Source organism: Haladaptatus ordinarius (assembly GCF_054177595.1).
On sequence record NZ_JBPEHH010000001.1, the window covers coordinates 48,006 to 61,196 of the forward strand.

Genomic DNA, 13,191 nt, shown 5'->3' on the forward strand with positions numbered 1-13,191 from the left:
GCGAACTTCGAAGGCGAGGGCGCTCCCGACCGAGTTCGAACGCCCCATTCCTCGCGGACGCGTCAGTAGGTAAAGCGTTTTACAGCCAGAACCACTACGTCCGGGCATGTGGAAACGGCTGCTGGCGCTGCTGTTGTTGATTCCGTTAGCCGATGGGTTGTTTCTCGTCTTCGTGGCCGGGAAGATCGGCTGGCAACTGACGGTCGCACTCGTCGTGTTGACCGCGCTCGTCGGGATGCTCCTCGTCCGCGCGGAGGGACGACACACCCTCCAAAAGATTCAGTCGGACCTCACGCAGGGTGACATCCCCACCGACCGCATCATCGACGGCGGGTTCCTCCTCGTCGCGGGTGCGTTCTTGCTCACCCCCGGACTGATAACCGACACGCTCGGGTTCCTGTTCGCGTTCCCCGTGACGCGGGCTGGGTTCCGAACGGTGGCGAAACGCTGGGTCATCACGCCCTACATCGACAAGCAGACCGGCGGGTTCGCGTCGGGCAACGTCTACACCTTCGGCTTCCCGAACCCCGGCGACGCGGGTGGTTCCAGTACCGGCGGGTTCGACGGGGCTACCGGCCCCGGCGGATTCGACAGGTCGACCGATTCCGGCGGGTCGAACGAGGACACCTATCGCGTGGATTCGGACGCCTACGACATCGACTTCGACGACGAGAGCGACGAGAAAGGAAACCCTTAAAACACACAACCGGCAACGGGTAAATGCGCTCAATTGGGCCAATAGCTCAGTTAGGTTGAGCGCTCGGCTGATAACCGGGAGGTCCGCGGTTCAAATCCGCGTTGGCCCACCTTTCGACGGGGGCCGAGGACATCTCCCCAGCCACCTAATCTTGCGGTCTCAATCTTCAACAGCGACGTCTTTCTCCCGTACAATCCGAGCTTATCAGGAGTATTCTAGACACACCCCGGAGTTCCGCCCCGTGACCGGTGAATAACAAAGCCATTCCTCGCCGAGCACTCGGTCGTCATGCCGACAGACCCGACTCACGACAGACGAACGATGCTCCGACTCGCCAGCACCCTCCTCGGTGGCAGCTTGCTCGCCGCACCCGCCGGGGCGAACCAGGAGACGACGACCCAGACGACCGGAACCGAAACGGGCGAGGAAAACGGTCTCGTGACGGTCGAGAGCGAACAGGACTTCGACGAGACCGTCGGACGAATCGAGGCAGATATCGAGAACATCGAGGCGCTGACCCTCCTCACGACGGTCGACCACGCCGAGAACGCCCAGTCCGTGGGACTCGACCTCCCGCCGACGACGTTGCTCATCTTCGGCAACCCGCAGGTCGGGACGCCGCTGATGCAGGCGAGCAGGACTATCGGTATCGATCTCCCGCAGAAGATGCTCGTCTGGCAGGACGGCGAGACGGTGAACGTGACCTACAACGACCCCCAGTATCTCGCGGACCGCCACGGTATCGAGGGCCGACGCCAGCAGCTCAGAGCGATTGCAGAGGTGCTTCGTGCACTCGCCGAGGGACGTACCGGTGGGGGAAGCAACTGAGCCGAATCGGGTCACTCGTTTCGCTCGCCCTGGAGCTTTCGCACCAGCCAGACGAACGTGAGCACGGCCACGCCCGTCAAGAGGTGTTTCAGCAGTTCGCGCCACCCCGGTCGTTCGTCTTCCATCTCAGACCCCTCCCTCCGACAGCACGGCAGCGACGCGCTTCTGGTAGTCGTCTTTGCGAATCACCCGGAGGAGCGTCCCGAAGTGCCCGCAGTCCCACACGGTTCGATTGCTCGCGGGGACACCCCACCGGTCGAACAACTCGCTGGCCGATTCGTAATCCGTCATCCCGTCACGGAGGCCGCCGAACGGGTAGACGTTCTCGGGGTCGACTCCCGGCGTCTCCGGCGGTCGAAGGAGGGGTGCCAACTCCCGGAGTCTGTTCGTGTCCCACCCGGCGTCTCGGAGGGCGTCAATCCCGTCCAACAACGCTACCATCGAACTCCCGAGAACCAGTTCGTCCATCTTCGCCGACATGGCGACCGGGAACGCGGCGTCGGGTCGATACCGGTCGGGCCACTCGTCGCTGTGTCCGGCGACGAACAGCGTGACGATGCCGCCGAGACTGACGCCGCCGACGCCGACGGTCGGTGCCCCCTGCTCGCGCGCCCAGCCGGTGAGCACCGCTATCTCCTGGGCCTGGGCGGCGTACAACTGGAACAGCGTCACCGGCATCGAACGCAGATAGGGTTCGCCGCTGTAGTGGCCGGGGGACTCCCGCCGTCCGTGCCACGGCGATTCGGGGAGGACGACGCGGAACCCCGATGGGGCGAGCGACCGGCCGACGTACTCCTCTTCGGGCCAGTAGGACAACTGGTCGTACATCATACCGAGTCCGCTCCCGTAGACGAGCGTCGGCAGCGGGCCGTCGTGTGTCGCGGTTCGTACACCCTCGCGTACGCGCGGTCGTTCGTGTACGGCGACGGCGACGGAAACCGAACGAGATACTCGGTCGTCGCCGGCCCGCGCATCGAATCCGACTGTTCGACCGTCGGGCATGTCGTCGTCGGGGCGTAGACCGTCTCTGGCGATTCGAGTTCGTCGCGCCACGTCTCGGTTACGCTCTCGGGCGAGGGTATGGAGTACTCGACCGGACTGAACGTCGCGCCTTTCGTGAGAAACCGGAAGGTGCTCGTCGGCGTCGCCCACGTCTCGCTGACTTCCCGCCGTTCGCCTTCGAGTTCGACCCGTTCGTCCATCGACACTCCTTCTCCACCCCAGAAGACGGCGTCCCACTCGTCGGTCACTGACTCGTACGCGCGTCGATGGTGACGATGTGCCGTCAGTGCGTCTTCGATTCGCTCCCGTCGGTCTTCGTCGGAGTCGATACCGAGTTTCCGCACGAACGCATCGACTCCCTCGTCGGCGGTCACGTCCGCGACGGCACGCGCTCTCGCGACCCGAAACTCGCCCGGTACGGACCGGGTCTTCAGTCGTTCGAACAGTCGGGTGTTGAGCACGATTCCTGCCGGGGACACCATGAATTTGTGTATCAGTGGCGTCCTGAGATGGTCGGTCATGGGGTGCTTTCCTTCGACGCTGATTTCCATAGGTCGTCGGATTCCTCGGCGTTCGGAGACGACCGTCGTGTCGGACATCAGATAAAAATTCACCCAGTTTGCGCCACTACGGTCGGTTCTGTTCTCCGTGGGTCCTCGGGAGGGGCGGACGTCGGCCCTGGAAAGCAGGTGTCGGCGGACGTGGTCGTCACCTCCTAAACCTCGTACTACGCCGCCGAACTGCGCGTGTACTTCGATGGTAACCGCACGTCACACTCTTTGTACAGAACGTCCGGTTCGTCGTTCTGCAACCAGATGACTATCGAACGGTCGTCACTCGAATTGTACTGGTCGCCGCCACACCCCTTCACAGTCAACGTGTCTGAAACCGATGACCCCTGCGAGACTGTGGCTTCGAACTGGTATTCTGTACCGCGTTCGAGCAGGTCGGTGAATTCCAGAATGTACTGGCTCGGAACCTCGTACGTCGAATCGACGAGCGTGTTCCGTTCGTCCGCCTTCGGAGATACCACGAGGTCTATGGTTTGCGTCGTAGAATCGTCGTTCAACAGGAGGAGGTTCACGCTTCCCAGTTGCGTCGCTGTCGATGTGCCCGTCGTGGTCATTTGCGTAGTGGTTTCACCGGTCGAGTTTACCGAGTCGAGACAACCGGAGAGCACGGCAGGGAGGAGGACTGTCCCCCGAGCCAACAGGGCACGTCGTTTCATGACAGCAAGTGATAACGAACAGGGATAAGTTTTCTGTCCTCTTGGCCGGCCTCGACTGTCGCTCGCACGCTCGGATTATCGTTCCATTTCATTCCGCTCTCGCTGCACTTTCGCGTCCTCGATGGTCTCGTTTGCCAGCAGCAGGTCGACCCGGCGCTCGAACTCCGCTTCGTCTATCTCCCCGCGGGCGTATCTCTCTCGAAGCGTGTCCAGTGCGTCCTGCTGTTCGTCTGCGCCTGCTTTTTCTCCGTCTACTCGCTCGCTTTCCCCGCCGAACAGCGACTCGGAGAGTATCGCGACGATGGGCAAGACGACGGCGAATCCGAGAATGAACACCATCCAGAACCAGTCGTAGCCGAGAAACAACGCAGTGAGACCAGCACCGAGGACGAGGAGCGCGACGATGCCTGGAATCTGCTCGGTCATCGTCTGTGGCGTGTCACCCATGCTCGAAACTTCCCTGCGAGTGATAAAAACTCTGTCACTGGTTGGCGAGGAGTACTTACGGTATGCGGACGAATACCACGACATGGCAAATCGAGTGCCATCCGGGCCTGAGGGGGTACCGTTTCTGGGTTCGAGCCTCCAGTACGCAGACGATCCGCTGGGGTTCATGGAGCGCGTCGCCGAGGAGTACGGCGACGTAGCTCGAATCGACGTGTACAATCAGGAAGTGTATCAGGTCACCGACCCCGAGGCGATAAAGCGCGTCCTCGTGACGAACGCGACGAACTACAGCAAACCGAGTCTGGGTGGCGACGAGGGGCTGGGGGGGCTTCTGGGCGATGGTCTGCTGACGAGCGACGGGGAACACTGGCAGCGCCAGCGCAGAGCGATGCAACCTTGGTTCTACGGCGAGAGACTGAACGAGTACGCCGACGTCATCGTCCGCGACACCGAGGGACTGGCCGACTCGTGGCACGACGGCGACCACGTGGACATCCACCACGAGATGTCCGAACTCACTCTTCGAATCGTGGTCGAGACCCTCCTCGGCGCGCGACTCGACGGGATGGAACGCACCGCCCGCGAATCCCTACTCGACGTCGGCGAGCGATTCCAGCCCGGCCCGCAGGGGTTCGTCCCCGAGGAGGTTCCCACACCCCGGAACGTACGCTACCGACGCTCGGTCGAGAAACTGGAGCGAATCCTGCGCGATATCCGCAGACAGCACGACCGTCGCGGCGACGAGGACGACCTGCTCGGGACGCTCCTCAGACTGCGCGACGACGGCGACCTCGACGACGAACAGGTTCGCAACGAGATGCTGACGATGTTGCTGGCGGGCCACGACACCACCGCCCTGACGCTCACTTACTCGTGGTATCTCCTCTCGAAGCATCCCGACGAAGAGCGCAGATTCCACGAGGAACTCGATTCGATGCTCGACGGGTCGCCGACGGTCGCCGACCTCGCGAACCTCGACTACCTCGAACGTGTCGTGAAGGAGTCGATGCGCCTCTATCCCCCGGCCTACGTCGTCTATCGACAGGCCGAGAAAGCGGACGAACTCGCGGGATTCCACGTTCCCGCAGACACCGTCGTCGCCACGCCCCAGTGGGTCGTCCACCACGATGAACGGTTCTTCGACGACCCGTGGGAGTTCCGTCCGGAGCGCTGGACGGACGAGTTTAGCCGCGACCTTCCCGATTTCGCCTACTTCCCGTTCGGCGGCGGCCCGCGAAAGTGCATCGGCGATGGGTTCGCCATGCGCGAGGCGAAACTGGTGTTGGCAACGCTCGGGCGACGGTTCGAGTTCGACCTCGTCTCCGACGCACCGCTCGACCTCGTTCCGCTGGTCACCGTCCATCCCGAGAATCCCGTCGAGATGACGGTACGGACGCGCTAATCGATTTTCCGCACGACGTAGGAGATGCCGATACCGGTCGCAAGGAGGACGATGAGATTGAACGCCGCGTTGAACAGCGGTCGGTACTGGTCGGCGACGAACGTTCGAATCACGGCGAGCGCGCTCGTGTAGAACTGAAAGAGCGCCACGATGGCGAGCAACACGAGGAGGACGAGCGCACTCCGATGTGACCTCCTCCTCGCCGTAAACGGTGAGGCTTCCCACGGCACCGCACCGCTGGTTTGGGATATTTGCTGGTTGACGACCTGTGGGTATGATAGGCCGATGGCGGGGCCACACCGCCGTTACTCCTATCCCGGCATGGGACTCGGAGTTATCTTGCTGACCGAGACACCACAGCGGTTCGAGAGGGTGTCTCGAACGTTCTGGGCCTCGGAGTCCCGATATTGTGCAATTGAGTGGGCGGTGTGACCGCCTCGGTGTCCGTCATATTATGAACCGATACTACTTAAATATCCGTAGTAGTGTCGATGCGTGGTTTGTGAAGGAGTTGCCGGATTCACTCCCGCCGTAAACGGCGGGATTCTCTCCTCGCAGAAAGATAGGTAGCCTCGGACGTCGCGTCCGTCTCGCTCGCCGTGGTCGCCAGGCCCGTCGTGGTCGGTGGTGGCGGCACGCTCGTCGGCCTGTGCGTTCCGTTCGTCGGGTGCGATGGATGTGGATTCGGTGTCAGTCATCGTTTTCTCGGTGCGAGCGCCCCTGCGACGAGCAGTGCAGCGATTCCCGGGAGTGCGGTGAAACCGGGTTGGCCGGCGTCGTTGGCGGTGACCGTCCCGCCGTCTTTCGACCGCTGTGAACTGCCCTCGAAATCGGAGACGGACAGTTCGACGCTGCGGTGCGTCTCGTTGACCGAGAGGGTCTCGGAGGGGTCGAGATTGGCGGCGCTTCTTGTAGCGCCGACAACTACGCCGTCCTTCCAGAGCACGGCGTCTAAGTAGTAGTTGTAGCCGTCCGGTACCGTCAGATTCGCCGACGGACTCGCGGTTCGTCCCGCGGCGATTTCGCCGACGGAAACGGTGGCACGGTCGGTGACGATGTTCGATTCGGCCTGCCGCGCCCTGAACACGACGCGGACGTTCTCCGAAGGGTCGTCGCCCCGGTTCGTCAGGTACGTCGAGACGTCGAGCGTCGTCCGGTTGTTCGGCACGTCGGCGATGGCGTACTCGATGGACGGAAAGTCGCTCGTCTCGTCCTGCCAGTGGAAGGCGACGTCGGTCCTCGCGTAGGCCGGTTGGAGGGTGCCGACGCCACGAACTTCCTTCCCGCCCTCCGCGACTCGTTCGCCGTCGCGGAAGACGACGGTCTCGATTCGGTAGCCACCTCGGCGTTCGACCGAGACGTTCTGCGTGACGCTCGTCTCGCGGTCGCCGTCGATGGTCGGCACGCGCGTTTTGGTCGTCGTCTCGACCAGTCCGGAGTCGAGGTGGGTCGCTCGGACGAGCACCGTAACGTTCTTCGCTGGCCCACCCCGGTGGGCGAGTCGGGTTTCCACCGTCAACGTCGCGGTGCTGCCGGACACCTCACCCGACGAGATAGTCATCTCTTCGAGTCGGAAGTGACTCGTCCGCAGGTCGCCGGAGGGTGTGTCGGCAATCGCGCCGAGAACCACGGCGGCGGCGATCAGGGCCGCCGCCGCGACGACGACGATTCCGCCCGCTAACGTTCGCTCACGATTCATATCTGACTCTCGTAATGAATCGCGCAAATACTTTGTGATGTGATAGTTCTGCGGAGCGAACCGAGCGATTCACCCCTCTGGAGTGTGTAGCCGAGGGTATGAGCACGCAGAACGCCGCCGGGAAGATTCGTTTCGGGGTGGCGATGGCGCTGGGAATCATCGTCCCCGGGATGGCGAAGTACGCGTTGACCCAGATGGGATTCGACCTCGTCGGGTCCGCCGTCTTCTACTCGGGGTATTTCACCGCCGCCGTTCTCATCTGGTACATCTGGATCAGACCGCTGGAGTTGACGGGGCCGGGCGGAGCATAGCGGAAGTTTAAAGGAGAACTCACCCCGAATTCGGGATAGGAATGTTCGAGTTCGTCCCACTCCCACTCATCGACGACATCCTCATCAAATACAACGTGGGACAGGCGGTCTTCCTCCTGTTCGCACTCTCACTGCTGGGTGCGATTCCGCTGAAGTCCCGAAAGGTACTGTCGTTGAACGCCATCATGTTCGGCATCCTGTTCATGCTCGTCGTGTCGATGGGTGCGCCACCCCACTTCGCGTATCTCGGCGTCGCGCTGCTGGTCATCGCACCGCTGCTGTACACCACCGCGAGCAAGTGAGATAGAACGTCTTTTTTCCCTGGAGCGAGAGTTTTCGGCTATGGCAGACGACCTGACAGCCACGCTTCACACGAATCACGGCGACATCGAGGTTCGACTGTTCGACGAGCGCGCACCGCGCACCGTCCAGAACTTCGTCGGACTGGCGACGGGCGAACGCGAGTGGACCGACCCGCAGTCCGGCGAGAAGAAATCCGGCGAACCGCTCTACGACGACGTGCTCTTTCACCGCGTCATCGAGGGCTTCATGATTCAGGGCGGCGACCCGACCGGCACCGGCCGCGGCGGCCCCGGCTACCAGTTCGACGACGAGTTCCACCCCGAACTCACCCACGACAGCGAGGGCATCCTCTCGATGGCGAACTCCGGCCCGAACACCAACGGTTCGCAGTTTTTCATCACGCTCGACGCCACGCCGCACCTCGACAACAAACACGCCGTCTTCGGCGAAGTCATCGACGGGATGGACGTCGTGCGCGAAATCGGCTCCGTGGACACGAATCCGCAGGACAAACCCCTCGACGACGTCGTTCTCGAGTCGGTTGACGTTCACCAGTAAGCGACGAAAAGAGGAGTTGTGAGGATTTTCGTTTTTTGTGGCGACTGTCGAAATTCAAAGACAGAAGCAATGACGACCGACAACGCTTACCACTGTTTCGACTGCTGCGTGACCAGGCTCAAGCAGTTGTGATCACTATCTCGTCACCAGCAATCGTATCGATTCTACCTCATCAGACACCTCTTTCAAATGCTCGTTTTCGAATCCACGATTCCGAAACCACTTGCCCGTCCACCGCAAACGCCAGCACATGGACGAGTCTGCGGAACGGACGAAGATCGAGTGGCGAGAGTGGGGTGAGGAGGCCTTCGAGGAAGCCCAGGACGCCGACAAGCCCATCCTCCTCTCGCTCTCGGCGCGGTGGTGTTCGTGGTGTCACGAGATGGACGAGACGACCTACTCGGTGCCGACGCTGGCGGCGAACGTCAACGACTCGTTCGTCCCGGTTCGAGTCGACATCGACCGCCAGCCCCGCGTTCGGGAGCGATACAACGTGGGCGGGTTCCCGTCGACCGTCTTTCTCACCCCCGAGGGCGAACACCTGACCGGGGCGACCTTCCTCGACTCGGACACCATGCGGCAGGTCATCGGACAGGTGCGCGACCTCTGGAAACACCAAGGCCAGGACGCAGCACAGGTGCCGCGAAACGTCCGCGACCAGAATCCGCCCGCCGGGGAGGTGACCGAGGAGATAGAGCGCCTGCTGGTCGGGCAGATAGAAGACCGGTTCGACGCGACCCACGGCGGGTGGGGCGACGACGCGAAGTTCCCGCTTCCCCGGACCGTTGAGTTCGCGCTGAAGCGCGACCGAGAGCGAGCACTGGCTACCCTCTCGCCCATCACGGCGAACCTCTTCGACGACTACGAAGGGGGGTTCTTCCGCTACGCCGGCATCCGCGACTGGCGCGACGTCCACCACGAGAAGATGCTCGACTCGAACGCCGCGCTCGTGCGCGCCTACGCGAACGCCTACCTGTATACGGGCGAGGAACGCTACCGCGACCCCGCCGAGAAGACCATCGAGTACCTGACGACGACGCTCTGGCAGGGCGAGGCGTTCGGCGGAAGCCAGCAACCGGGCGAGGACTACTACGACGGTGACGCGAGCGACCGCGAGAGTGCGGACGCTCCCGCTGTCGATTCGACGGCGTTCGCGGACTGGAACGCGCTCGCCGCGGACGCGCTGCTCACGTACGCCGCCTACACCGACGACGAACGCGCTCGCCGATACGCGGAGCGAACGCTCGACTATCTCGAAACGCTGGTCGAAGACGGCGTAGTCGTCCACTACCGAGCGAACGACGGGAGAGAGAAAGGAGAACGCGGCTTGCTCGCCGACCACGCGCACGTCACACGGGCGTTCGCCACCGCCGCACAGGTGCTCGGCGGCGAGTACGTGGATACCGCTCGAACCGTCGCCGACTACGCCATCGAGACGCTCCAGCAGGACGACGGCGCGTTCGTCGATGGACCGAAAGCGGGTGCGGGACTGCTTGACCGGCCGCTGCGCCCCATCGACGGGAACGCCGCGCTCGCCGACGTGCTGGTCGACCTGTCCATCCTCACCGACGATTCGGTCTACGAGGAGCGGGCACGCGAGGCGGTCGGTGCCTTCGCAGGGGCGGCAGACAGAATCGGCGTCCAGGTCGCCGGGTACGCCACCGCCGCGTCACGTCTCACGAGGCCGCCACTGCGAATCGTCGTCGCCACGCCGTCGGGGTCCGACCTCCACCGGGCCGCACTCCGCGTCGCAGACCACGAGAAGGTCGTCATTCCGAATGCGGACGACTTCGAACCGGACACCGCCCGTCTCGTCACCGACGAGGTGGTGTCCGACCCTGCAAGCACACCCCAGGAGTTGAGTGAACTGGCGAGCAGTTTGTTCTGATATTTATTTTACTAAAAGAATTGCCGGGCTGTTCGAAACCACCTGCAACGCGCGTAGCGTTTTTATACAGTCGGTGTAATGTCAACAGACATGGCAAGTCTCCGCGACCTCGGTCTTTCCGAATACGAGGCACGGGCGTATCGGGCGCTGCTGAACACCGGGCCAACTACGGCGAAAGACCTCTCTCGTGCGAGCGACGTTCCGATGGGACGGATTTACGACGTGCTCAACAGTTTAGAGACACACAGCCTCGTCCGAAGTCAGAGTGCGAGTCGGCCGAAAAAGTACATCGCCGTCGAACCGGGAACCGCACTCGACCGACTGCTGGACGACAAACTCGACGAGTTGAGCGCGAAAGCAGAGCAGTACGAAGACATCGTGGACGAACTGAGTACCGAACTCGACACCGCGGAACCGCCAATCGAGGAGGGGTTCTGGACGGCGGCCGTCGGCCCGGACGAGTCACTCGAACTGCTGGTCGAACGGTTGAACGCCGCGGAAGAGCGAATCGTCATGGTCGCCGGACGGGTGTCACCGACCTTCGATATCGGCAACGTGGGTGAGACGGTGACCGAACACATCGAGCGTGCACTCTCCCGAGAAGTCGAGGTGTCGGTGCTCATGTCGCCCGAACTCGTCCGCACGCTCCCGCCGAGCGTCGGCGACCGTTACGCCACGACGCTCGCCGACCATCCCCAGTTCTCGGTGCGGACGACACCGGATCTGAAGGGAACCTTCAATCTCATCGACGAGATGGAAGTGTGTATCGAGGTTGCGAATCCACTCACGCCCGGCGAGGCGTTCGCACTCATCGACCTCAAAGACCCGGAGTTCGCCGCGAACGTCAACAGTCAGTTCTCCTCGCGGTGGGAGTCGGCCGAACCGCTCCGTCTCTAATGCCACAATCCCTCGTCCTTAATCGCGTCCGGAGAGACCGACGAGGTGGCCGACTTCCGGCAGGAGGACGTCGTCAGTTCCAAGACGAACCGCGTTTTCGCTTCCGGGGAGACAGCAGACGACGACGCCATCGACGACCCCCGCCGTCGCGCGCGTCCCGACCACCCTCGTGCCGATTTCGTCGTACGAGAGGCTGCGGAACAGTTCGCCGAAGCCCGGCAACTCCTTTTCCAACAGCGGTCGCACGGCCTCGATAGTGACGTCGTCGGGCGTGACCCCCGTGCCACCCGTCGTCACGACGACGTCCACGTCCTTGCGACCGACGAGGTTGTCCACCGTCTTCTGGACGGAGTCGTAGTCGTCCCCCACGAGTTCTCGCGTCACCAGGTCGTGTCCGTCGTCTTCGATCAGTTCGGCGATGGCGTCGCCCGCCGAGTCGTCGTCGAGCGAGCGCGAAGAGGAGACGGTGACGACGCCGAATCCGAGTTCGTCGACGTCGTGAGCGTGGTGGTCGGGGTGGTCGTGTTCGTCGGGGCGGTCGTGGTGGTGTTCGTCGTCTGCGTGCCGGTCCTCGTCCGTTTCGTCGTCTGCGTGGTCGGCCATGAATCGACGTTCGACTCGCCGCCCCAAAAGTCCACGCGAAGCCGACGTGAACACAGTTTTACTCCCTCCCCCCAACACTCCGTGTATGCAAGCAGTTCAGTTCGACACCCACGGTGGAACGGAGGTCATCGACTACGGCGATTTCCCCGACCCGGAACCCGGTCGTGACGAGGTTCTCGTCGACGTGAAGGCGGGGGCGCTGAACCACCTCGACGTGTGGACGCGAAAGGGACTCCCCGGCATCACCCTCGATATGCCACACATCCCGGGCAGTGACGGGGCAGGCGAGGTCCTCGAAGTGGGCGAGGGAGTGACGCGCTTCGAACCCGGCGACCGGGTCGCCCTCTCGGCGGGCGTCAGTTGCGGGAAATGCGAGTTCTGCCGCCACGGCGAGCACTCGATGTGCGTGAACTACCACATCATCGGCGAACACGTCCGCGGCGTCCACAGCGAACTCGCCGCGATTCCCGAGGACAACCTCCTCCCGGTTCCCGACGGCGTCTCGTGGGAGACCGCGGCGGCGGCCCCCCTCGTCTTCCAGACCGCGTGGCGGATGCTCATCTCGCGGGGCGACATGACCCCCGGCGAGCACGTCCTCGTGCTGGGTGCGTCCGGGGGCGTCGGCCACGCCGCCGTCCAGGTCGCGGACTACGCGGGGGCGACGGTGTACGCGACGGGCAGTAACGAAGAGAAACTGGACCACGCCCGCGAACTCGGTGCCGACCACGTCATCGACTACGAGGCGGAGGACTTCGACCAGCAAATCCGCGAGTTGACCGACAGGCGTGGCGTCGACGTCGTCGTCGACCACGTCGGCGCGGCGACGTGGCAAGACTCCCTGAAGAGTCTCGCCAAGGGTGGCCGAGTGCTCACCTGCGGGGCGACGACGGGCGGCAACCCCGAAACCGACATCAACCGCATCTTCTGGAACCAGTTGTCCGTCATCGGTTCCACGATGGCCTCCCACGGCGAGGCCGACGACGCGATGGAACTGGTCTGGGACGGCACCTTCGAACCGGCCATCCGCGAGGTACTGCCGATGAGCGAGACGGCGCGCGCTCACGAGATGCTGGAGAACCGCGAGGGCTTCGGGAAGGTGGTCGTGAAACCCGACAGTGAGTTGTGATGACCGGCGACAGAGAGTTCGGCAAGAGCGGGTGGATTCTGGTCGGAGTGATGGTGCTCGCGTTCGTCATCGCACCGCTGCTCATCTACTTCCGACCGCCTGCGCTCCCGTTCAAGGTCTCCTACCTCGTGCTTCCGCTCGTGCCGGCGCTCTTGCTCGGCGCGACGGCGGTGTGGTCGGCACAGAAGTGACGACTGTAGCA

Annotated in this window: 18 protein-coding genes and 1 tRNA gene; 11 read left to right on the top strand and 8 right to left on the bottom strand. The window is 63.1% G+C overall.

The genetic code is table 11. The features are described 5' to 3' along the window. Positions 1–106: 106 nt before the first annotated feature. From ACR3FF_RS00280 to ACR3FF_RS00290, 3 genes are all read left to right on the top strand, one after another. Entirely contained in the window at positions 107–697 is a 591-nt protein-coding gene (locus ACR3FF_RS00280) for an FxsA family protein (protein WP_458184989.1), read from the top strand. A gap of 35 nt (positions 698–732) precedes the next feature. Next, positions 733–806: transfer RNA gene (locus tag ACR3FF_RS00285), tRNA-Ile, on the top strand. A gap of 179 nt (positions 807–985) precedes the next feature. Continuing rightward, positions 986–1,525, top strand: coding sequence for a DUF302 domain-containing protein (locus tag ACR3FF_RS00290; RefSeq protein ID WP_458184990.1), 540 nt, complete (start codon positions 986–988; stop codon positions 1,523–1,525). Positions 1,526–1,651: 126 nt separating this feature from the next. On the opposite strand, the gene ACR3FF_RS00295 is transcribed toward ACR3FF_RS00290, so the two are convergent. From ACR3FF_RS00295 to ACR3FF_RS00310, 4 genes are all read right to left on the bottom strand, one after another. Beyond that, the gene (locus ACR3FF_RS00295; RefSeq protein WP_458184992.1) at positions 1,652–2,356 is read right to left on the bottom strand and encodes an alpha/beta hydrolase family protein; all 705 of its coding nucleotides are present in this window, start codon (positions 2,354–2,356) and stop codon (positions 1,652–1,654) included. After that, positions 2,353–3,126, bottom strand: coding sequence for a hypothetical protein (locus ACR3FF_RS00300; RefSeq protein WP_458184993.1), 774 nt, complete (start codon positions 3,124–3,126; stop codon positions 2,353–2,355). Before ACR3FF_RS00300 ends, ACR3FF_RS00295 begins: the two co-directional genes overlap by 4 nt. Before the next feature lie 128 nt (positions 3,127–3,254). After that, entirely contained in the window at positions 3,255–3,755 is a 501-nt protein-coding gene (locus tag ACR3FF_RS00305; RefSeq protein WP_458184995.1) for a hypothetical protein, read from the bottom strand. Between the two features lie 75 nt (positions 3,756–3,830). After that, positions 3,831–4,202 (bottom strand): SHOCT domain-containing protein, encoded by a 372-nt coding sequence (locus ACR3FF_RS00310; RefSeq protein ID WP_458184996.1) that lies wholly within the window; start codon positions 4,200–4,202, stop codon positions 3,831–3,833. A gap of 82 nt (positions 4,203–4,284) precedes the next feature. Between ACR3FF_RS00310 and ACR3FF_RS00315 the strand changes: the two genes are divergently transcribed. After that, entirely contained in the window at positions 4,285–5,604 is a 1,320-nt protein-coding gene (locus ACR3FF_RS00315; protein WP_458184997.1) for a cytochrome P450, read from the top strand. Here ACR3FF_RS00315 and ACR3FF_RS00320 read toward each other — a convergent pair. From ACR3FF_RS00320 to ACR3FF_RS00330, 3 genes are all read right to left on the bottom strand, one after another. Further along, entirely contained in the window at positions 5,601–5,834 is a 234-nt protein-coding gene (locus ACR3FF_RS00320; protein ID WP_458184999.1) for a DUF8060 family membrane protein, read from the bottom strand. The genes ACR3FF_RS00315 and ACR3FF_RS00320 overlap by 4 nt on opposite strands. Positions 5,835–6,056: 222 nt before the next feature. Beyond that, complete coding sequence (locus tag ACR3FF_RS00325; RefSeq protein ID WP_458185001.1) at positions 6,057–6,302, bottom strand: hypothetical protein; 246 nt, start codon at positions 6,300–6,302, stop codon at positions 6,057–6,059. Continuing rightward, positions 6,299–7,303: a DUF7490 domain-containing protein gene (locus ACR3FF_RS00330; RefSeq protein ID WP_458185003.1), complete on the bottom strand. Its 1,005-nt coding sequence runs from the start codon at positions 7,301–7,303 to the stop codon at positions 6,299–6,301. The genes ACR3FF_RS00325 and ACR3FF_RS00330 overlap by 4 nt, the downstream gene beginning before the upstream one ends. Positions 7,304–7,401: 98 nt before the next feature. Between ACR3FF_RS00330 and ACR3FF_RS00335 the strand changes: the two genes are divergently transcribed. The 5 genes from ACR3FF_RS00335 (at position 7,402) to ACR3FF_RS00355 (ending at position 11,260) form a co-directional block, all read left to right on the top strand. Then, positions 7,402–7,614: a DUF7996 family protein gene (locus tag ACR3FF_RS00335; RefSeq protein ID WP_458185004.1), complete on the top strand. Its 213-nt coding sequence runs from the start codon at positions 7,402–7,404 to the stop codon at positions 7,612–7,614. Between the two features lie 41 nt (positions 7,615–7,655). Next, positions 7,656–7,916 (top strand): DUF8006 family protein, encoded by a 261-nt coding sequence (locus ACR3FF_RS00340; protein ID WP_458185006.1) that lies wholly within the window; start codon positions 7,656–7,658, stop codon positions 7,914–7,916. A 40-nt stretch (positions 7,917–7,956) separates the two neighbouring features. Beyond that, entirely contained in the window at positions 7,957–8,475 is a 519-nt protein-coding gene (locus ACR3FF_RS00345) for a peptidylprolyl isomerase (protein WP_458185008.1), read from the top strand. Between the two features lie 250 nt (positions 8,476–8,725). Then, the gene (locus ACR3FF_RS00350; RefSeq protein ID WP_458185010.1) at positions 8,726–10,363 is read left to right on the top strand and encodes a DUF255 domain-containing protein; all 1,638 of its coding nucleotides are present in this window, start codon (positions 8,726–8,728) and stop codon (positions 10,361–10,363) included. 90 nt (positions 10,364–10,453) lie between these two features. Then, positions 10,454–11,260 carry a TrmB family transcriptional regulator gene (locus tag ACR3FF_RS00355; RefSeq protein ID WP_458185012.1) on the top strand — a complete coding sequence of 269 codons (807 nt, stop codon included), beginning with the start codon at positions 10,454–10,456 and terminating at the stop codon, positions 11,258–11,260. An 18-nt stretch (positions 11,261–11,278) separates the two neighbouring features. Here ACR3FF_RS00355 and ACR3FF_RS00360 read toward each other — a convergent pair whose 3' ends face one another. Further along, positions 11,279–11,863: a MogA/MoaB family molybdenum cofactor biosynthesis protein gene (locus ACR3FF_RS00360; protein ID WP_458185014.1), complete on the bottom strand. Its 585-nt coding sequence runs from the start codon at positions 11,861–11,863 to the stop codon at positions 11,279–11,281. A gap of 85 nt (positions 11,864–11,948) precedes the next feature. Here ACR3FF_RS00360 and ACR3FF_RS00365 point away from each other — a divergent pair, with 85 nt between their 5' ends. Together ACR3FF_RS00365 and ACR3FF_RS00370 are read left to right on the top strand one after the other, a co-directional pair. Further along, entirely contained in the window at positions 11,949–12,989 is a 1,041-nt protein-coding gene (locus ACR3FF_RS00365; protein WP_458185016.1) for a zinc-binding dehydrogenase, read from the top strand. Next, the gene (locus ACR3FF_RS00370; protein ID WP_458185018.1) at positions 12,989–13,180 is read left to right on the top strand and encodes a DUF7977 family protein; all 192 of its coding nucleotides are present in this window, start codon (positions 12,989–12,991) and stop codon (positions 13,178–13,180) included. The genes ACR3FF_RS00365 and ACR3FF_RS00370 overlap by 1 nt, the downstream gene beginning before the upstream one ends. Positions 13,181–13,191: the final 11 nt, after the last annotated feature.